The sequence below is a fragment of the Peribacillus sp. NJ4 genome, assembly GCF_030348345.1.
Classification (GTDB): Bacteria; Bacillota; Bacilli; order Bacillales; family DSM-1321; genus Peribacillus.
On record NZ_JAUCFQ010000001.1, the window covers coordinates 494,247 to 515,437 of the forward strand.

At 40.3% G+C, this 21,191-nt stretch carries 19 protein-coding genes; 14 read left to right on the forward strand and 5 right to left on the reverse strand.

Annotation, left to right across the window (positions count from 1 at the left end; translation table 11 throughout):
- Positions 1–3 precede the first annotated feature (3 nt).
- The 7 genes from QUF94_RS02410 (at position 4) to QUF94_RS02440 (ending at position 6,406) form a co-directional block, all read left to right on the forward strand.
- Positions 4–1,125 carry a sensor histidine kinase gene (locus QUF94_RS02410; protein WP_289314450.1) on the forward strand — a complete coding sequence of 374 codons (1,122 nt, stop codon included), beginning with the start codon at positions 4–6 and terminating at the stop codon, positions 1,123–1,125.
- A 12-nt stretch (positions 1,126–1,137) separates the two neighbouring features.
- Positions 1,138–1,746, forward strand: coding sequence for a response regulator transcription factor (locus tag QUF94_RS02415; protein WP_289314451.1), 609 nt, complete (start codon positions 1,138–1,140; stop codon positions 1,744–1,746).
- A gap of 120 nt (positions 1,747–1,866) precedes the next feature.
- Positions 1,867–2,388 (forward strand): peptide-methionine (S)-S-oxide reductase MsrA, encoded by a 522-nt coding sequence (gene msrA, locus QUF94_RS02420; protein WP_289314452.1) that lies wholly within the window; start codon positions 1,867–1,869, stop codon positions 2,386–2,388.
- Between the two features lie 446 nt (positions 2,389–2,834).
- Entirely contained in the window at positions 2,835–3,530 is a 696-nt protein-coding gene (locus tag QUF94_RS02425; RefSeq protein WP_289314453.1) for a response regulator transcription factor, read from the forward strand.
- Positions 3,527–4,882 (forward strand): sensor histidine kinase, encoded by a 1,356-nt coding sequence (locus tag QUF94_RS02430; RefSeq protein ID WP_289314454.1) that lies wholly within the window; start codon positions 3,527–3,529, stop codon positions 4,880–4,882. The genes QUF94_RS02425 and QUF94_RS02430 overlap by 4 nt, the downstream gene beginning before the upstream one ends.
- 65 nt (positions 4,883–4,947) lie before the next feature.
- Positions 4,948–5,496, forward strand: coding sequence for a PepSY domain-containing protein (locus QUF94_RS02435; protein WP_289314455.1), 549 nt, complete (start codon positions 4,948–4,950; stop codon positions 5,494–5,496).
- A 427-nt stretch (positions 5,497–5,923) separates the two neighbouring features.
- The gene (locus QUF94_RS02440; protein ID WP_483313628.1) at positions 5,924–6,406 is read left to right on the forward strand and encodes a tetratricopeptide repeat protein; all 483 of its coding nucleotides are present in this window, start codon (positions 5,924–5,926) and stop codon (positions 6,404–6,406) included.
- Positions 6,407–6,661: 255 nt separating this feature from the next.
- On the opposite strand, the gene shc is transcribed toward QUF94_RS02440, so the two are convergent.
- From shc to QUF94_RS02455, 3 genes are all read right to left on the reverse strand, one after another.
- Positions 6,662–8,557: a squalene--hopene cyclase gene (gene shc, locus QUF94_RS02445; RefSeq protein ID WP_289314457.1), complete on the reverse strand. Its 1,896-nt coding sequence runs from the start codon at positions 8,555–8,557 to the stop codon at positions 6,662–6,664.
- 168 nt (positions 8,558–8,725) lie between these two features.
- On the reverse strand, positions 8,726–10,381 hold the full coding sequence (locus QUF94_RS02450; protein ID WP_289314458.1) for a M14 family metallopeptidase: 1,656 nt from the start codon (positions 10,379–10,381) through the stop codon (positions 8,726–8,728).
- A 382-nt stretch (positions 10,382–10,763) separates the two neighbouring features.
- The gene (locus tag QUF94_RS02455; protein ID WP_289314459.1) at positions 10,764–11,126 is read right to left on the reverse strand and encodes a DUF1450 domain-containing protein; all 363 of its coding nucleotides are present in this window, start codon (positions 11,124–11,126) and stop codon (positions 10,764–10,766) included.
- Between the two features lie 249 nt (positions 11,127–11,375).
- Between QUF94_RS02455 and QUF94_RS02460 the strand changes: the two genes are divergently transcribed.
- From QUF94_RS02460 to ltaS, 5 genes are all read left to right on the forward strand, one after another.
- Positions 11,376–12,326: an ABC transporter permease gene (locus QUF94_RS02460; RefSeq protein WP_289314460.1), complete on the forward strand. Its 951-nt coding sequence runs from the start codon at positions 11,376–11,378 to the stop codon at positions 12,324–12,326.
- Positions 12,319–13,266, forward strand: coding sequence for an iron chelate uptake ABC transporter family permease subunit (locus QUF94_RS02465; protein WP_289314461.1), 948 nt, complete (start codon positions 12,319–12,321; stop codon positions 13,264–13,266). The genes QUF94_RS02460 and QUF94_RS02465 overlap by 8 nt, the downstream gene beginning before the upstream one ends.
- Positions 13,260–14,018: an iron ABC transporter ATP-binding protein gene (locus QUF94_RS02470; protein ID WP_289314462.1), complete on the forward strand. Its 759-nt coding sequence runs from the start codon at positions 13,260–13,262 to the stop codon at positions 14,016–14,018. The genes QUF94_RS02465 and QUF94_RS02470 overlap by 7 nt, the downstream gene beginning before the upstream one ends.
- A gap of 213 nt (positions 14,019–14,231) precedes the next feature.
- A complete protein-coding gene (locus tag QUF94_RS02475; protein ID WP_289318271.1) occupies positions 14,232–15,176 on the forward strand; it encodes a siderophore ABC transporter substrate-binding protein in 945 nt (314 codons plus the stop codon).
- 1,154 nt (positions 15,177–16,330) lie between these two features.
- Entirely contained in the window at positions 16,331–18,304 is a 1,974-nt protein-coding gene (ltaS, locus tag QUF94_RS02480) for a lipoteichoic acid synthase (protein WP_289314463.1), read from the forward strand.
- A gap of 65 nt (positions 18,305–18,369) precedes the next feature.
- On the opposite strand, the gene QUF94_RS02485 is transcribed toward ltaS, so the two are convergent.
- Together QUF94_RS02485 and QUF94_RS02490 are read right to left on the reverse strand one after the other, a co-directional pair.
- Positions 18,370–18,990, reverse strand: a complete 621-nt coding sequence (locus QUF94_RS02485) for an RraA family protein (RefSeq protein WP_289314464.1) — start codon at positions 18,988–18,990, stop codon at positions 18,370–18,372.
- A 545-nt stretch (positions 18,991–19,535) separates the two neighbouring features.
- Complete coding sequence (locus QUF94_RS02490; protein WP_289314465.1) at positions 19,536–19,715, reverse strand: hypothetical protein; 180 nt, start codon at positions 19,713–19,715, stop codon at positions 19,536–19,538.
- Positions 19,716–19,834: 119 nt separating this feature from the next.
- Between QUF94_RS02490 and QUF94_RS02495 the strand changes: the two genes are divergently transcribed.
- Together QUF94_RS02495 and QUF94_RS02500 are read left to right on the forward strand one after the other, a co-directional pair.
- A complete protein-coding gene (locus tag QUF94_RS02495; RefSeq protein WP_289314466.1) occupies positions 19,835–20,158 on the forward strand; it encodes a DUF948 domain-containing protein in 324 nt (107 codons plus the stop codon).
- 385 nt (positions 20,159–20,543) lie between these two features.
- Positions 20,544–21,068 (forward strand): YhcN/YlaJ family sporulation lipoprotein, encoded by a 525-nt coding sequence (locus tag QUF94_RS02500; RefSeq protein ID WP_289314467.1) that lies wholly within the window; start codon positions 20,544–20,546, stop codon positions 21,066–21,068.
- The last annotated feature ends 123 nt before the right edge of the window (positions 21,069–21,191 follow it).

A 21,191-nucleotide genomic window follows, 5' to 3' on the forward strand; every position in this document is an offset into this window, starting at 1 on the left:
GCCATGCAAAGTTGGTATCATATCTTTCCCAAGAACACAGGGCTGAGCCCTTATGTCTGGATCATTTTTTGTATCCTACCTTTTTATTTCATTTTCAAATCTTCTTCGATGTTGGAGATTGTCTTTGGAATCGTCATGATCATTTTGTTTTTCATATCATATGGTCTCTCATTCGTTTCGAAGGGATGGCCCGTATATGTATGGACGGCGATACAAATAGTCATATCCATATCCATGACCATATTTTTCAGCTACATTTACTTTTCTCTTTTCTTAGCATTCTTTATTGGGAATGTTCAAAATAAGGTCGGATTTTTCGTATTGTATTCGATTCAGCTATTAGCTACCATCGTGTCTGTCAATATTGGATTCATCATGAAGGACCCTACCTTCTTTTCGCAATTTCCCTTTATGCTCATTTGTGTAGTGGGCGTGATCCTTCTCCCATTCAACACATATAATCGGAATAAACGGGATAGGCTTGAAGAACAATTGGAAGATGCTAATAAAAGAATATCCGAGCTTGGCAAAATGGAAGAACGTCAACGGATTGCCCGTGACTTACATGATACACTTGGACAAAAACTTTCTTTGATTGGCTTGAAAAGTGACCTTGCAGGGAAATTGATTGATTTAAATCCGGATTCGGCTAAGAAGGAGATCAAGGATATCCGTCAAACGGCGAGGACGGCACTCAAGGAAGTACGGGAAATGGTGTCGGAAATGCGTGGGGCCAAATTAAGTGATGAAATCATCCGGGTCAAGCAAATATTGAAAGCGGCCGAGATAGATTTCAATTTGGAAGGCACTGCGGAATTGCAAGATACCCCATTGCTTGTTGAAACGGTTTTAAGCATGTGCTTGAAAGAAGCTGTGACCAATATCGTCAAACATAGCCGGGCCGACTCCTGTAATATCGTCATCGAGGAATTACAGACTGGAGTGACGATCAAAGTCCAGGATAATGGAGTGGGGCTTTCACATAAATCAGAGTTTTATAAAGGCAATGGACTTCAAGGTATGAAAGAAAGGCTTGAATTCGTTAATGGCAGCCTGGATATTCAATCAACTGAGGGAACTACACTTTATATAAGGGTTCCGAATGCTATAAAAAATAATGGATAGGTGGGATTAACATTGATTCGAATCGTAATTGCTGAAGATCAGCGGATGCTGCTTGGTGCGCTAGGTTCCATCCTTGATTTGGAAGAGGATATGGAAGTTGTCGGAAAAGCGAGCAATGGGGAAGAAGCAATGAATCTTGTCAATCGTTTAAAGCCGGATATCTGCATTACGGATATTGAAATGCCAGTCAAAACCGGGCTCGATGTAGCGGAAGAGATCAAGGATCAGGGCCACCAATGCAAAGTCATCATTTTAACCACTTTTGCACGCCCTGGGTATTTTGAAAGAGCCAGAAAGGCCGAGGTAGGTGGATATCTGCTGAAGGATAGTCCAAGTGAGGAACTCGCAAACTCGATCCGTGTCATCATGGATGGTCGGCGAATTTATGCTCCTGAGCTGGTGGATATGGCTTTTGAAGAAGAAAACCCTTTGACTGAACGAGAGAGCCAAGTGCTTGAATTGATTGCAGATGGCAAGACAACAAAAGAAATCGCCAGCCAGCTTTATCTGACCAATGGAACGGTTCGTAATTATATTTCGGTCATTCTTGATAAATTGGAGGTAAGCAATCGCGTTGAAGCTATTGTAAGATTCAAGGAAAAGGGCTGGTCGAAAGATTGATCCAAGGGTAATCCCGTTTGGCGCGAATGGCGTATGGACTTCGCAAATCAAAAAAACACAGTGTTGGGATCAGGATATGGTATATTAATTTTTATTATATATAGGAAGGAGATGACCATTATGCAAAAAGCTACATTTGCTGGAGGCTGTTTTTGGTGCATGGTGACACCATTTGAAGAACAACCAGGGATTGGGGGAATCGTATCCGGTTATACAGGAGGACAGGTCGAAAACCCGACTTACGAGGAAGTGAAGACGGGAACTACGGGACATTATGAAGTCGTTGAAATCACTTTCAACCCTCTGTTATTTCCTTATGAAAGACTGCTGGAACTATATTGGCAGCAAATCGATCCAACCGACGATGGTGGTCAATTCCATGACAGGGGAAGCCAGTATCGAACAGCCATCTTCTATCATGATGAAGCTCAAGAGAAACTGGCTCTTGAGGCGAAAGAAAAGGTAGCAGCCAGCGGGAAGTTCCAGAAACCCATCGTAACGGAAATCCTTCCGGCCCAAACTTTTTATCCTGCCGAAGAATACCATCAAGGCTACCATAAAAAAAACAAAGAAGATTATAAAGCGGACCGTGCGAAATCAGGACGTGATGAATTCATTGATCAACATTGGATTGCTGAATAATCATTATTAAACGATCCAGTTGTTTTCAGAAATCCGCTCCCTTTCCGCCGATTTTCTGCCAAGCCACATCAAAGCAAGCGTCTGTGGGGTCTAGGCTAGCCAGTTATTCAGCAGGAGTGTCGCAAATTTCTTCAAACTAGTGAGAGGTTCATCCCATATAAAGCAAAACATTGACTATGGAAAGATTCCATAGTCTTTTTATTTTGGTTAACCATTGATATATAGGCTTTTATTATTTAAGTATAGGGAAACTCTTACGATTGTGAGGAATCTATCGGAATTTTCTTTTCACATCCGCTTCTTTTTGGTCTTTTATAGGCCTTGATTCCCTTAGTCCGGATATTTTAAATAAAGTCGTTTTTTCATGGGATTTTTTTGTGGACGGCTCAATTTCTCATGATATTTTCATTTTTCTTCAGTACACTAAGGGGTAGGTGGTGGTAAACATGAATAAAAGGATTTTAATAATAGAAGATGAAGAAAAAATCGCGAGGGTCCTCCAGCTGGAACTTAATCATGAGGGTTATCTAACCGAATCGGCTTTTACCGGAAAGACAGGTCTGGAAAGGGCAGAAGCCGAAGAGTGGGATTTAATCTTATTGGATGTGATGCTGCCCGAGTTGAATGGCATAGAAGTACTTAGGCGTTACCGGAAAAAGAATGGTTCAACCCCAGTCATCCTTCTAACTGCAAGGGATGCTGTGCCAGACAAGGTGAATGGGCTGGACCATGGTGCGAATGATTATGTAACGAAACCGTTTGAAATCGAAGAGCTGCTGGCACGGATCCGTGCTTGTTTTCGTACCAATGTACGGGTGAGCCAATCAGAAGGGGAATCGGATGAACTTAAGGTCCATGATCTTCAATTGAACCTTGGTACAAGGGACATTCACAGGCAAGGCAAAATGATTGAGCTGACTTCCCGCGAGTTCGATTTGCTGGTTTATCTTTTGCAAAATAAGAATCAAGTGCTTTCAAGGGATCAAATCCTGACACATGTTTGGGGATATGACTTTGCAGGGGATACGAATGTGGTTGATGTGTATATCCGTTATTTACGTAAAAAAATAGATTACCCCTTTGATTTGCAGCTCATACATACTTACCGCGGGGTAGGTTACAGCTTGAAGGAGCCTGTATGAAGATTCGGACGAAAATCCAATCGTATTCCAGCCTTTTTTTAAGCGTCATGCTTATATTGTTGAGTATCATCGTTTTACTCGCCTTTCTTTGGATATCGGTTGAAAGGGAACGGGACCTGCTTGAAGATCAAGCTTCATTAATTGCAGAAAATATCCTGTCGAAAGATTTGATTTCAGGTGATTCCGATTTAATGGAGCCGTATACCCCAGACGATGGAATGGTACGGATATTTGGCACTGATGGGAGATTGGTAAAATCGTTTACTGATGAAGAGGACCTTCAGGGGCTGGCGGTTAAAGCCATTACCGAGAAAGGATTCGATTTCACCAAAGCTGACGGGGATTATGTATTGACCTACCGTTACCCTTATCCTGAAGAAGGGAAGAAGCTAGGGATGATCGAGGTCACACAGCCGCAGGATACCCTCCTTGATAATTTATCGACTCTTGCCCTCGTTTTAGGCGGGGCGTCCCTTTTTGTCATTCTTTTATCCATTCTTGCCGGTAAGTGGCTGGCCAATCTAATACTCAAACCCATATCGATCATGAGCGGAACAATGAAGGATATTGAGACAAGTGGAGAATTCAAACGGATACCGCTATCAGACCAATCAAAGGACGAGCTTCAGGTGATGGGGGTGTCATTCAACAGGATGATAGATAGGCTGGAGCGGAATTATAACCAACAGCAGCAATTCCTTTCAGATGCTTCACATGAATTGAAAACACCGATTACGGTCATTGAAAGCTACTCCTCTCTATTGAAACGCTGGGGAATGAAGGACGAGGCGATTCAGGAAGAGGCGGTGGAGGCAATCCATCATGAAGCCATCCGGATGAAACAGCTGACGGAACATCTGCTCCAGTCGGCTTCCCAAACGGAACCTTCAGTGGATATGGAAGGAAAAATCGAACTTATTTCGTTTTGTGAACAGATTGCCCAAACATTTAGAAGGACAGGTAATCGAGAAATAAAGATACAATCCGAGTTTAAGGAAATATATGCAACAACCATTTCCAGCAAGCTTGAACAGGTGCTTGTCATCCTATTGGACAATGCCATGAAATACAGTGAATCGGGAATACAGATCATCATAACACGGGAGGCTAATGAAATTTTCATTGGTGTGAAAGATCAAGGCGCAGGGATATCACCAGAACATATCCCGCATGTATTTGAACGTTTTTATCGCGTGGATTCATCGAGGGCACGGAAAACGGGAGGCAATGGACTCGGGCTTTCCATCGCCCGGACACTTGTTGAGTCATTAGACGGTAAATTGGAAATCCAAAGCGAAGTGGGAGAGGGGACTTTGGTTACTATCACTCTTTCTCATCAAATTCTAATCTAGCGTTCATGTTCCTTTCATGAAGGATGGTTATTCTTAAGGTAACAAATTAAAGGAGGAATTCATTCATGAAAAAGCAGTGGAGTACGATAAAAGAAGGTATCATTCAAAGGAAAAAGGTAATCATGACGGTTTCCGTAGCCTCAGTATTGCTTTTTGGCGGTGCTGCTGGAACGGCGGTATATGCGGTCAATAAGGGTGCACTATCCGAGGACGAGGCTGTAAAAATGATTTCAGAAAAACTAGGCGGGGAAGTTACTCAATTTGAAAAGGATTGGGACCAGCCGATGACCTATGAGATGACCGTTAAAACGAAAGAAGGTTATCAAGACGTAGACATTGATGCTGAAAAAGGAGAGATTCTTTCTCAGGAGATGGAAAACGATGACGATGAGGATATGAGCACACAACAAGCGGTGGAAACTGCAAAAATCAGCATGGATCAAGCTGAAAAGATTGCCTTGAAAGAGGTGGATGGTCAAGTGACTGATGCAGAGCTGGATTCGGAGAATGGCATCCTGGTGTACGAGTTGGAGATAAGCCAAGGACAAAAGGAATATGATGTAGTGGTAGATGCCACCACGGGAAAAGTATTGAAAAACCAGTTGGATGATTAATCAATATCTTGACCTGAAAGGTATGAAAGGATTTGCCAAGTGGCAGATCCTTTTTTTATTAACAATCTAACTTGCCATTATTAATGACATTTGTTGATGCTGTATATGGATGGGATGAAGCTCACCGTCACATGTTATTTGTGAATGAATCGAACCCCGCCCTTTAAGTAGGAGGCGAGGATTGTTCTTCCATTTTTTCGATACTCTGAAAGTACCTGCGGTTATAGAGGATGGAAGGGTGATCAGGCAAGTATTCAGCCGCTAACTCATTATGTCTTTTTGATTCTTCCAGCTTGCCGATGCAGGTGGGCTGCTTTCTTTACATATTAAATTCAATAATTATCATTCTAAAGCGGATTTAAGAAGGAATTAGATGGACGTTCACGAATAGGGGCAATTAGGAATCTTTTTCAATGGAGGAATGGCAATGGATAGTTTAGAAATGGCACTGTCATTAAGAAGCAAGAAAGAATTTGAAAAATCCAATCAATTATTGATGGATCTGGCAAGGCAAAATCCCGGGGATGCAGTTATACAGTATCAGTGTGCCTGGAGTTTGGATATTCTTGGACTAGAGGTAAAGGCGGTATCCCATTATGAAGCTGCCCTCAAATTAGGTTTGCCGGAGGAGGACGCAAAAGGGGCCTACCTGGGGCTGGGAAGCACTTACCGCACCATTGGGGAATATGAAAAATCAAGACGGACATTTGAATCCGGACTGGCTAAGTTTCCGGAGGATAAGGCTTTACTGGTATTCAGGGCCATGGCATTTTATAATTTGGGCCAACATGATCAGGCAATGGAGTCCTTATTGAAAATAATTGCGGAAACCTCCAACGATCGAGAAATACAATCTTATGCGAAAGCCATAGAATTCTATAGTGATAAACTGGATACAGTATTTACGTAATAGTGATCATTCATCCCCAAACTATCCACAAAGGGTGCATAAAAAAGTCATTTTTACATATCCGAAATGAATTAATCAACAAAATTCGATAAAAATAAGGACAATTTTTATCGATGACTCGCTTTTAGTCATTTTATCGGATAAATGAATGTGGATAACCTTGAATTGTGGATAACTTTTCGTTGTTATTCACCTCTTTTCCACAGGTAATCCACATATTCACCTTTATATGATAAAAAAACATTAAAATGGCGATTAAGCATTCAGGAATTTTTTATTGTAATGACTTAAGGCCAAAAGGGGATAAATATAGCGATAGCTATGATAATGGATATACAAAAAATCTGCCATTCCCTGGCCGGCAGGATAATCATTTGTCCAGCTTTCTTGTTGACCTGCGCGGATGAGGAAGGCAATGCCCTTTTCAATTTCGGCTGTCGGCTTTTCGGTTGCCGATATCAACGCATCCACAGCCCAAGCTGTATGTGTCAAGGTACTTGCACCAAGGGGGATATATTGCTGCTTGATATCACTGTAACAAGATTCACCCCAGCCACCATCTTTATTTTGAATTTTCTTCAACCAGGTTAGGGCTTTCTTGATGGGTGGATGTTCAGTGGATTGTCCTGCGGCCTTCATGCCAGTCAGTGCAGACCATGTGCCATATAGATAGCAGATGCCCCAGCGCCCATACCAGGATCCATCACGTTTCTGGTCCTCCAATAGCCAATCCACCGCTCTTTTACTGACTTCTTCCTGCTTCTTCATATTTGTATAGTTCCCTAGGAATTCCAGCGTTCTCCCTGTTAAATCCGCGGTAGAAGGGTCGGTCAGGAGATATTTGGAACCCTCTATAGGAAGAAGGTGCAGCCATTTATGGTCGTTATTCCGTTCGAAGGCAGGAAATCCACCATCATCATTTTGCATGGATATCGTGAAGGAGACACCGCGCTGCCAGCTGTCCCGATTATCGGGTTTTGCTTGAAGTTGCTTAGCCAGCGCCCGCAGTGAGGCAGTCGTATCATCCACATCAGGATTCATGGTATTCAAATCCGAGAACCCCCAGCCGCCTGGAATCGCGTTAGGATTATGGATCAGCCAATCTCCATACATATAATGCTGGCGGGACAGTAAGTACTGATTAGCTGCCTTGACAGTTAGGTCTTTGGAAGATATGCCCGCTTCTTGAAGGGCGTAACTTATTAAGGAGGTATTCCAAACATGGGGCGTTGTGAACTGGATATGTGTGTGGCCTTCAACGGAGCAAGCCATCCCCTTCAGACCGGCAACGGCCTTTTGAATCACCGGATCCTTTTTCGAATAACCAATTGAAAGGAGCGCAAAGATCATAAAAAAGGTAGAACCGAAATAATTGTACAGTGTCCCGTCCGGCTCCAGCCTGTCTAGCATAAACCTTTTCGTTGAATCCAAGGCTAAGGAATGCAAATAATCCGGATACCCAATTAACGTTTTGACACCTGTTTGAAGTTTGGAGAAGAAGGAACGATATTCTTCGGTACGATACTCCTCCCACACATGTTCTTCGGAACGGTCCTCCCTTGTGTGATATAAATCTTTTAGACTGGGAGTGTCCGGGGTCTTGATCTGAAATCTTTTATGGCCAAGTAAAAGCAATGGAATCATGTTGACCCGCCCATATACCGAAAGATCATATATGCTGACGAAAAAGGTCGGAGGCAGTAAGACGACTTCGAGAGGAATGGGGAATAGGCGTGGCCATTGATATTGTCCTGTGACTGTAAGCATCATTTTCGTTAACATTTTGGCCTGTTTGATTCCACCCTTGGAAAGAATGAATTGTTTGGCTTTCCTCATATGGGGATCGCGCTTATTTCGGAGTCCGCTAAAAAGAAGACCATAGTAAGCCTCGATCGTAACCGTAACATTGCCGTCCTTCTCGTCATGGAAAAGTTTCCATGACCCGTTTTCCGTTTGCTTGCTTTCGATTCTATTTACTAAAGCCTCTATAAGAGGAGCATCTTCCATATCTAAAATTTTCAATAATATAATCATATAGGCATCTGCCGTTATCCCAGTGTCAAAGGGATAATTCCACGAACCATCAGCGGATTGGTCTTGTTTCAAGCGATGAACAAGGCGATTGATTTCCAATTGTACATGTTGGTTCAATGACGTTCCTCCTCTAAAAACACATTTTCCGTTTATATGTATATTCAAAACTTGTGGTTGCATTCAAGAAATCATGTCAGGTGATCGTCCCAGCATGAATAAAGGAGGATGGAAACTAAAAACGCTTTGGCGATGAAAGCTGCCAAAGCGTCATTTAGATAAGATGCATTATTTAATGGGTAAGCGTGTTGGTTGCATATAACGGTAAATCGGGAGTTCTTTCCCTTTGTCGGCAGGAATGAAATTGAATGTCACATAGCTGTCCATGCCTTCAGGTTCGAGGGCAAGGGAGATGAAGTTGGCATCTGGCTGGGCCATGTCGAATACATAGCTTCCTTTTGGGAAATCCTGTTTTTTGCTAGTTACAGTTGTCGTGACTTCCCTTGTGGAATGTCCGCTTTCCAGTTCATCTGAAACTTTTAAATCCTTGACCCGATAGCTTTCGACAGCTACTTTCATAGGTTTTTTTAATTTTTTCACTTCTACTCCCAATACCTGAAGTTTCTTGGCGATATCTTTATATTCTGGTGGAAGGATGTAAGCTGTCGGACGATCTCTAACCAGGGTAGGGTAGGCGTCAGTAGAATCCAGCCAATCGATGGAGGCATCGACCATTTTAGCTTTCGCTAAATCGACTACTGTCAAATTTTGATTCTTAACCAATTTATTTTCGCTGGTGATGACAATTTTGTCTTTATCATTTACTTTTCGCCCTTTTTGCACGACTTCAATTTCTGCCTGCTTAACGGCCTTTTTAACTTTACTGGCCTGTTCGGCTGCCGTTTTAATGAATGCTGCCTGTGCTGTAGCTTGTGCAAAAACACGTCGTTTAAAATCCGTACGGCCGATATTGATTCCCCTTGTTTCAATTAAATAGGTCATTGTATTTTTTAAACCGAGGGCGTTTCTGCCAATCCGGGCTTCTGTGCTTCCTTCTGTGGCGGTAAGGACTCCATCATCAGATGTAGCCAGTGTATAGTAATCGTGATAGGAAAGCTTTTCTTTTTCCAATGTTTTAAAAACGTTAGGTAAAAGCAGTTCATCGGAAGCTTTTCGAAGCTGTTCGGGAATATTTAAATTCTTGGCCGAGGAGATGAGTAAATCATAGGAAGCGATCGATCCATTAGTTCCCACCTTTTTAAGGGGGGCGGGATTCACTGTATATTCATGTACATCAAGAATGACCTCAGGTTCATACTCATCGATCGTCTGATGAATCGTCTGGACTTCAGGATACTCCACTTTTAAATAGTCCCTATTCGCATCCATGTCATTGGAGGTATATCGTTTGAAATAATAAGAACCATCAGGATTCACGCGTGGAACGATGGCAACATTCACTTTATCGAGGACATCACCAAGCTTGCCCTCGGCCAGCCATTGTGCAAGGACTAATGCTGATTCACCTGAAGCGGGTTCATTGCCATGGATCTGACCTTGAATCCAAATCAATGGTTTATGGGAATCCTTATTTGGTTTTTTTGAATCCTTGCTGAAAAGAAGCATCGGGATGTCGCGTCCTTCTGTGGACTTACCTATCGTCTTGACTTGGATGTTCTTGTTTCTATGGGAGAGGGACTTGATATAACCAATCATTTCTTCTTGGCTCGTAAAGGCGATCTTGTCATTTTTAAAGGCTGGTGTGTTGAAAGAAACATTAGGTTCAGGGAAAAGGTGGGAGAGGTTATCAGGTTGAATATAGCTTGGACCATTTCCATAATAAGGGGTGAATTCTTCTGCCTCGGCGATGTGGCTCTGGCCAGGGAATCCAGTGACAAGACCTAGTGTGACGACTGATACGATGGCAGGAATGATTTTTTTCACGGACGTCCTCCTATCTATCTTTTTCCATAAATTATCATATATTAACCTATTTTTACAGTATAATGGTAGGAAATAGTGAAAAACAGGAAGTATCTACTAGATTATTGAAAAAATCACATGGCTTCTGCCCAGTAATTCACACTCAGAATTAACATGATTATAGTGTTGAAATCGCTAAAAAAACCCCTCTCTGCAAAAAAGAGCGGGGATATATAGTAGAACGCTTATGTATCCAATTTCAAGAAACTTTATCCAGGCTTATTTATTAAAGGGAAGGATGAAGTTTGTGATTCCTTTTAATAGATGTTCATCACCTGTATTCTGTATAATTACAGGTGGAGAGGTGAAATGATACGGATCAAACAAATTTGCCTGGCCCGTATCATTTCAATTCATCATTCAACTGATTTAAAAGTTCCTGTGAATCCTTGCCACTCATGATCTGGCCGTTCACTTTCGCATAGGGGGTTTTCTGACAAAGTTTACATTCACTTAAACATTCATATTCCTTATATTGAACCCTTGGATTCGCTAAGAACTTACCATAATCAGCAACTGTTTGTTCATTAAGGAAGCGGTCAAGATTATTTTGGCAAAATTCAATCTGGATTTTCGCTTTTTTTGAGAACACTTTGGATAGCAAGTTTTTCATCATATCGCTACTTTCATTAGAAGAGTAAATATTTGTTATTTTGATTTTATCATTTCCTGGAGCGAAATGCATGATTGGTTCATCCAAATTCATTACAATATGACTATCCGGAGTTTATTTAAGTAATTCCCTTGTATATATTGACACATGTCAAAGAAATGGTAGAATAAGAAAGACTGATAATGATAATGAATCTCATTATCACGAATGGAAGAAGCTTGTAACTATTGTATCTCCATGAATCCCATTTCAATAGGAGATATACAATAGTCTTTATTCATATATTTTTAATTAAAAATATTATCGCTGTATTTAATGAGATAGGAAGAGTAGGAAATGTAGATGAAGATAAGATATTTAGTCATGGCGTTAATTGTATTATCATTTACGTCATTATTCATTGGTGTAAAAGATATTACCCCCCTGGATTTATTGGATTTAAGTGATGATAAAGTGCAAATCATGCTGCAAAGCCGTTTCCCCAGAATGATGGCCATAGTCATTGCCGGTGTTGTGATGAGTATAAGCGGTCTGATCATGCAGCAATTGAGCCGAAACAAATTTGTATCCCCGACGACTGCCGGTACCATGGATTCTGCAAGGCTTGGACTTCTTCTTGCCATCATCATTTTTCCTTCGGCAGCACTTATAGAGAAAATGGCATTCGCTTTCATATTCGCTTTGGCAGGTACGTTCTTGTTCATGAAAATTCTTGATCAAGTGAAATATAAGGATACGATATTCATTCCGCTGGTCGGTTTGATGTTTGGTAATATCGTCGGATCCATCTCAACTTTCTTTGCTTATAAATATGATTTAATTCAAAGCCTTAACACATGGATGAATGGAGATTTCTCGATGATCATGTCGGGAAGGTACGAACTTATATATGTAAGTATCCCTCTAGTCATTCTCGCATACTTCTTTGCCAATAAATTCACTGTGGCAGGGATGGGTGAGGAGTTTGCTATCAATCTAGGACTCAATTATAAACTTATAGTCAATTTTGGGTTGATCATCGTGGCATTATCCTCCACTGTCGTCCTGTTAACGGTGGGAACGATTCCTTTCATAGGATTGATCGTACCAAATATTGTATCCCTTTACCTTGGTGATAATTTGAAAAAGAGTCTTTCTCATACAGCATTGCTAGGGGCAGTATTCCTATTGATCTGCGATATTCTGGGCAGGATCATCATATATCCATTTGAAATCCCGATCGGACTCGTGGTTGGTGTGATAGGAAGCGCCGTATTCATCTATCTGATTATGAGGAGAAAGGCATATGAATAATAAAAGTAGGATCATAATATTAGCTGTTCTAGCAGCAGCTTTAACGGCAGGTTACATATTTTGGGACCTTGGCCCGAATTGGGATTATGCACTGCCGAGAAGGGTTATAAAAATCATCGCCATCATCGTGGTGGGTTGTGCGATAGCCTTTTCAACAGTGATTTTCCAGACGGTTACGAATAATAAAATCCTGACACCAAGCATTTTGGGGTTGGACTCCATGTATATGCTGATTCAAACGGGAGTTATTTTCCTCTTCGGTTCAACGCATATCATGATTATGAATAAAAATCTCAATTTCCTGGTTACCCTTACGGCCATGCTTATTTTTTCCAGCCTGCTGTTCAAGTTCATGTTCAAGAAAAACCGAAATATTTACTTCCTATTGCTGATTGGGATCATCTTCGGGACCTTATTCGGCAGCATGTCTTCATTCATGCAGGTATTGATTGACCCGAATGAATTTCAAATCATTCAAAATAAAATGTTTGCCAGCTTCAATAATGTCAACACGGACCTGTTAACGTTAGCGATTATCCTCATGATAGCGGCAATGATATATTTCATGAGATTTTTGAAGTATTTGGATGTCATGTCCCTAGGGAGGGACCAAGCCATTAACTTGGGTGTGGATTATGATTTTGTCACAAAACGGGTTTTAATCGTCGTCACGATTTTAATCTCCATTTCAACTGCCCTGATTGGTCCAATCACGTTCCTTGGATTACTTGTTGCAAATGTGGCTTATCAATTCATTAAGTCCTATCAGCATAAACATATCATCCCTGGTGCAATGCTGATCAGTGTGATTGCCTTGGTCGGCGGCCAATTCATTGTAGAGAGGATCTTTACGTTCTCAACCACTTTGAGTGTCATTATCAACTTTGTTGGCGGGGTCTATTTCATCTATCTTCTATTAAAGGAGAATAAATCATGGTAGAAGTGAAAAATTTATTCAAAAAATATAATAGCAAAACGGTTGTCGAGGATGTTTCCATTGAAATAACGAAAGGGAAAATCACATCCTTCATCGGTCCTAATGGTGCGGGGAAAAGTACAGTCCTTTCGATGATCAGCCGGCTTATTACCCGGGATTCGGGAGAAGTCCTGATCGAGGGTAAGGATATGGGGAAATTCAATAGCAATGAACTAGCGAAAAAGATTGCCATCTTAAAGCAGGCCAACCACATCAATATCCGTTTAACGATTCGTGAACTCGTTGCCTTTGGCCGTTTTCCTTATTCACAAGGTAAACTGACTAAAGAGGATTGGCAATATGTCGATGAAGCGATTGAATATATGGAACTTGGCGAAATGCAGGATAAATTTCTTGACCAGCTTAGCGGCGGGCAACAACAGCGGGCATTCATTGCCATGGTTATTGCTCAGAACACGGAGTATGTACTTCTTGATGAGCCCCTGAACAATCTTGATATGAAGCATTCCGTCCAAATCATGAAGGTATTGAGGAGATTGGCCGATGAATTAGGTAAAACGGTCATCATCGTCATTCATGACATTAATTTTGCTTCCTGTTATTCCGACTATATTGTCGCATTGAAGGATGGCAAGGTCGTTCATAATGGACCTACCGAACAAGTCATCAATTCCAATGTATTAAAGGAAATCTATGATATGGATATTGAAATCCAAAATATCAATGACAATAAGATCTGTGTGTACTTCACTTAAGACAATGCGCTTTGGTTTTAAATTACTTCAGTATTCGTAGCTGATCCAGAATCACTTCGTACGCTCATTAGGCTGTTAAAAGTTGGCGGGCGCCCAATACTTTAGCCGCCTCCTGTTTATATGGCAGGGAAAAGTGATGAGGTGAATTCTGTGCAGGTGAGGATTCAATATGTAATTTTAAATAAAAAAATACTTTTCGAGGTGACCATAATGATAAAGAAATTATCTTTACTGCTATTAGTAGCAATGCTGGCTGTAGTGGCTGCAGCTTGTGGAGCAGATAAGGAAAAAGAAGAATCCAGTGCGAAAAAAGAAAGTGCAAAAAGCGAAGAATTTACGGTTAAGCACCAGCTAGGCGAAACGAAAGTAAAAACAAACCCTGAAAAAGTCGTTGTATTCGATATGGGTGCTCTTGATACTCTTGATAAATTAGTTGTGGAAGTAGCAGCTGTTCCTCATGATGGCCTTCCAAAATACCTTTCTAAATATGAAGGTACAACTGAAAATGCTGGCGGATTAAAAGAACCTGACTTCGAAAAAATCAATGAGATGGCTCCTGACTTGATCCTTATTTCTGGCCGTCAATCTGAAGCATATAAAGAATTAAGCAAAATTGCCCCTACTGTCTTTGTAGGTGTAGATACTGCAAAGTATATGGAATCATTTAAAGAAAACGTAACACTTTTGGGTAAAATCTTCGATAAAAAAGACGAAGCTGCTAAGGAATTGGCAAGTGTTGAAGAAAACATCAATGCTTTGAAAGAAAAAGCTCCAACGGATAAAACTGGTTTAATCGTTCTTGCTAGCGGTGGAAAAGTAAGTGCTTACGGACCGGATTCAAGATTTGGAATTATCCATGATGTATTCGGAGTACCTGCTGTAGATGATAAATTGGAAGTATCGACACATGGTCAAAGTATTTCTTTCGAATACATTGCTGAAAAGAATCCTGACTACCTATTCGTTGTAGACAGAGATGCGGTTGCCGGTGATGGAGCTAGAGCAAAAGAAACTGTTGAAAATGACATTGTGAAAAATACAAAGGCTTTTAAAGAAGGCAACATCATTTATCTTGACCCTAACTACTGGTACTTATCAGGCGGCGGTTTAGAATCTGTTGATGCAATGGTTAAAGAAGTTTCTAATGGCCTTAAGTAATATAAAGGAAATCCTGCCCTCGATTGGGGGCAGGAATTTTTTATTTTCTAATAATAAAGATGACTGAAAAATATATACTAACAAGGGGGGAAACGGAAAATCTCGTAACAACTGCTTATAAGGTCCTCACAACCAAATAAGGTGAATAAATAGGACAAGGGCCCTTACACGCCAGTTCCAGTGTCAGGGGGATTTATATGGGCAGTTATAGAAAGAAAATAACTTTTCAGTCAATCAAATAACAACAAGAAAATTCAGTTTCTTCCTATTATAATGTCATTTGTCTGGATACTTGATGCACTTTCAGGTTCCGGTGTGGTTTTTAAATTGTAATTTAAGTGAAATTTGGTAAATTGGACCTTTCATGGGTTGGAAAAACAATCTAATAATTAACATTCATTTAAACCTGGAAATGATCGAATTCATCATACAATACTTCAGGGATTTTGGCGTCATTTACTATCAGGAAAAATAATTTAATAAAAGTTGATCAAACGAAGTCAAGAAGGGAATGATGTCGATTTACGCGAAATGCGTTTATTAAACAGTCTTCAAAATCATTTGTTATTTTATGGAATTTCGGAATGGTATGACGCAGGAGATAGACCGGTGAAACTTATGCTGGCTTTGGTTCTGAAAGGGATACGAAAAGTGCGGTGGAGCCATGCATCAATGTAATCGTCAATCAATTTTCAACTGTCGAATTATCGGGAAAGATATCCTGGAAATATCAATAGCTTTCAATGTTTGAAGATTTATATCTTTACATATTTTGTAATGTGCTGGTGTTTTTATTAAGAGTCGTTTATAATGGTAAAAGCCTGAAGGACGTGAAATTTATATAGTGACTGTCATCCGCAGTCACCCCAAAAAGTTACGGTGATATTTATTGGATTAAGACACGGAGTTCCTATATATTTGTTATAGGTGTACTGAACATTCGAGAAGGGCAAAACTCTGTAATTTTTTAAAAGGCTTGTTCATAAGCTAAGGAAGTGTTCTGGATATAAGGATTATGGATGTGACAAAAGGTGGTTTTCACAATCTTGACTATCTGAGTGAAAGAATGCTATTATAAGGTTTCCGTTTTTCCGTCTTTTGTAAGTTTGTAAGAATTTATATAAATAAACCACTAGATTAATAGAGGTGAAAGCATGAATAATTTTCTCAAAAAAAGCCGGCATTTATTTGCAAATAACATACTAGGCTTTTTCTTTATTGCAGTAGTTATGTTTCAGATTAAAACTTATATTGGATATCGAGTTGAATTTAACTTAGGTATTGAAAATGGCCTGCAACAGTTCTTACTGTTCATAAACCCGATTAGTTCAGCCATTTTATTCTTTGGCCTTGCACTATTGGCTAGAGGCAAAAAATCGTTCAAATGGATCATCAGGTTGAACCTATTGATGTCCTTATGGTTATTCTTCAATATTGTATACTACCGTTCATTTACTGATTTCATTACATTACCAACCTTGACGCAAGTGCAAAATGCCGGGGATTTAGGACCGAGTATTTTAGAATTATTTAAAACCCATGATGTATTTTATTTCCTTGATACGGTTCTTTTGATCGTATTGTACAGATTCAAAGACTTTAAAGTGGAAGACTTCAAAGTCAAACGCCGTACAGTTGGAATGGTTTACCTAGCGGGTCTTGCAATTTTCGCTATCAATTTAGGACTTGCTGAAAAGGATCGCCCGCAATTATTATCAAGAACATTTGACCGGAACTATATCGTCAAATATTTGGGCATGTTCAACTATACGGTATATGATGCCGTTCAGAATACTAAAACATACGCTCAGCGTGCGACTGCAAATAGCACGGATATCGCAGAAGTGGTCAACTATACGAAGGCAACAAGCGCTGAACCGAACCCTAAGTATTTTGGGGCAGCTAAAGGTAAGAATGTCATATACTTGCATTTGGAATCCATGCAGAATTTCCTGATCGATTATGAGTTGAATGGAGAAGAAGTTACTCCATTTTTAAACTCACTTGCAGCAGACAAGTCAGATTTCATGCACTTTGATAATTTCTTCCATCAAGTAGGCCAAGGTAAAACGGCGGATGCTGAATTCATGCTCGAAAATTCCCTGTTCGGTTTACCACAGGGTGCAGCATTCACAAACCGATCCCAAAATACGTATCAAGCAGCACCAGCGATTTTAGGACAACAAGGATACACATCTGCTGTGTTCCATGGTAACTACAAATCTTTCTGGAACCGGGATAATATGTATAAGTCTCTTGGTTTTAATCAGTTCTTCGATGCAAACCATTATAATATGGAAAATAAAGAGGAAGTTCTAAGTTATGGATTAATGGATAAGCCTTTCTTTAAAGAATCGATTCCTATGTTAGAAACGCTTAAACAGCCTTTCTATACAAAATTCATAACGGTATCTCATCATTTCCCATATGCCATGGACCAGGAAAAAGCAACAATCGGTAAGCATACGACAGGCGATGCTTCCGTTGATAGTTACTTCCAAACTGCACGCTATGCCGATGAGGCGCTTAAAGAGTTTTTCGATTATCTGAAGGAATCCGGTCTTTATGATAACTCGGTAATCGTTATGTATGGTGATCACTATGGTATTTCCGAAAACCATAAAGAAGCCATGTCAAAAGTGCTTGGCAAGGATGTTGACGCATTTGAGAATGCCCAATTGCAACGTGTACCATTATTGATTCATGTTCCAGGTGTCGAAGGCGGGGAAATGCACCAATACGGAGGACAAATTGACCTTCTCCCGACTTTATTGCATCTGTTAGGAATTGAATCTAAAGATTATGTACAATTCGGTTCGGATTTATTATCAAAAGATCATAATGAAGTGGTACCTTTCAGGAATGGTGATTTTGTAACACCGGATGTCACTTCCATTAAAGGGAAATACTACGATACGGATACAGGGGAAATGGTCGAGGAAAATGATGACATCCTCAATTACAAGACGAGAGTTGAAACGATGCTCAATTTATCCGACCAAGTAGTGAACGGTGACTTACTCCGTTTCTATACTCCAAATGGCTTTAAACCGATTGACCCTGCTGATTATGATTACACATATGAAGAAGAAGGTTCAAAGGAAGACGGGACCGATAAAGATAAATAAGCTTAATGAAAAGAACAGGCAGGAAGCCATTGCTTCCTGCCTGTTTTTTATATGCAAAAGGATATTTATGCTTTGTTGGTCATCATGGCGATATACTTTCTTATTTCATCAGGCTTTCCTGCATATTTTTCTGCACGCCGTTCATCCTTTAAGATTTTATCTTTTGCTTTGTTCAGGATTTCTTCACCCATGGCTTGTGGCACGACCACGACTCCATCTATGTCCCCTATGATAATGTCCCCTGGAAATACAGTGACACCTCCACAGGAAATGGGGATATTGGTTTGTCCTACACCAGCCTTGCCGCTTGAGGCAACCGTCGTCCCTTTACTGAATACAGGGAAATTCAGATCTTTAACCGCTTTAAGATCACGAATGACACCATCAACTACGAGGGCGCCAATTTCCATTGCCTGCATCATGCCGACAACAAAGTCTCCTGCAATAGCCCGGTATGTATCGCCTTTGCTGTCAACGACTATTATATCCCCGGGACTTGCTTCGCCGATTGCTTTTAACACCGCTGAATTATCACCGACGGGCATCTGTACGGTTAAAGCACGTCCGGCAAAATGATATTCTTCTTTTAAGGGCTTAATCGCTGATTCCAGATTGTTCAATCCTTCCATTGCATCTGAAATGGCCGTTGTAGGCAAATTCATGAACTGTTGAATGAGAGTATCCATGATATGATTCCTCCTTGAGGGATATGATTATATCCTAATTATACACAAAATTTGTAATTTTCCATTTACTTTTCATCAGCAAAATGGTAATTGTGGTGAACATGGAGGGGGAGGGAAGTTCTGCTGACACAAAGGGTTTCAAGGCAGATGCCTGTTTAATCAATCGTTTGATTAAACTTTATAGGCAGGAATGTATAAGGAAATCCCCTTCGGCAGCAAGTGTAATATCCATGGATAGACGTGGTCACTTAACCTGTTTTATTAAAGGGGATTAAACTTCCTATATTAGAAATGTGCCTATGGGTTTCAATCGTGGTGAAGGTTTTGAATAAGGAGATCATATCGAAATATCGTATTTTCATATTTTTGCGTTTTGCCTTCTTGTCCCGTATGTACTTTTTAATGTTTACTTCATTCGCCAATTGTCACCAAGAGGGAAATGTCAGTATATCCCCTCAGTTTTCTTGTTTCGAATGCAGGGGTATTGAAGCGGTCCTTAGTGGAACCAGTATGCGGGAGGTCGCTAAAGAGGTTTTCAACAATCTTCAAAGCAGGAGCAAAATCAAGACGGACGTAGCCAATGTAATCCAAATGGGGCTAAAAACTTCTGGATGAATGATTAAAAAAATGATTCCTGCGATTGTGGCAGCCTGCTGAATGGTCATATGTCTAATGAAGTGTATTCCAGCTTTAAAACAGGCTTTAAGCAGAGGCATTTGATTCATTTTCATTCCTCCCTTTTCTTTCAATAATATGACCAGGCATAAAAGAAAATACATGGGGATTCGTTTTCCGCTCAATTATTACGGGTATAGTAAAGGTAAAATAAAAGGAGGAATCATAGGTGGTCATTGTATATATTAGTCTTGCCCTCTTTATCGGATCGATTATCTATTTAGCGTTTTTTGCTTTTAAAACATTTAAGGATTCCAAACCGACTATTGATAATGTGACGGAAACCGTTACACGCATTCAGGCAAAAACGGAGCAGATTAAATCTAATACGGACCAACTCGCCATGACACAGCAAGGAATCACTGAAGATGTTCAATATAAAAAAGAGGCCGTACAATATACGGTTGATGCTGCTAAACAAACACCGGAGCCCTTCAAAAATATTTGGTTTTCAATAAAAGGTGACAAGTGGAAGCTTAGAAACAGAGCATAAGCGTATCGAATTGGAGTATATGATATAGTCTTGAAATAATAAGTTTCTAGGATTCCTCGGTTTTACCGGTAGGGTCCAAGAGAAAGCGGAGGAATCTGCGTAAACGGAGGGAAAAAAGCCCGGGAGGTTATGATACATGACCTTTCGGGCTTTTTCTGTAATTGGAGGGAAAAAGATGGCTTTGGTTCAAATCGTGATTGAATGATTATTTGAAGTGTCATGGCCACGAATTAAAAAATGACGAGGGTTTTACGAAATTAGCGATGCGTTTGGTATTCGTCGGTTTATTTTGGTTGGAATTATCGGCTTGAAGGTCACTTCTTCTGAATAATTTATCGTCTCCTCGCAAATATTAATATTAAATTATTTTAGAGGAGTGAAGAAAATGAATTATAAAGCGATGGTATCAAGTGCGATGATGGCTTTAGTGATTACAGGTTGTTCACCTAATGATAAAGAAGATGCCAGTGAAAATCTTGGCCTGAATCGTACCAATCAGGATAATTTAGATAATCCGATGAATGTAAGCGACACAAGGCAAAATGTTAATGATGATAATAATGATAATGGTGTAAACGATATGAGGGTTTCCGAAGATATCGCAAATCGTGTCGAAGCTTTGAAGGAAGTAAGTAACGCCAATGTCATCGTGACTGAAAATAATGCATATGTAGGGGCAGTATTAAAAGACGGCGGGGATAAGGATATCCCAAATGACCTTAAAGAAAGGGTTGCTGATGCAGTAAGGGGAGCCGATCCATCGGTGGACCAAGTTTATGTTTCGGCAAACCCGGACTTTGTTCAAAGAATGAAAGGGTATGCAAATGATATCGAGAATGGAAAACCCGTTGCAGGATTTGCTGAAGAGTTCCGTGAACTTGTAACACGGATTTTTCCAAGCCCAAGATAATTGGTAACGTTAATGAATTAAGATGAAAAGACTTATCCGGTGAATTCCGGATAGGTCTTTTCCTATTTAAAGGATTTAGGTGAATCATGACTAACTTTATAGAGGGTGGTTACACTAAAAAAA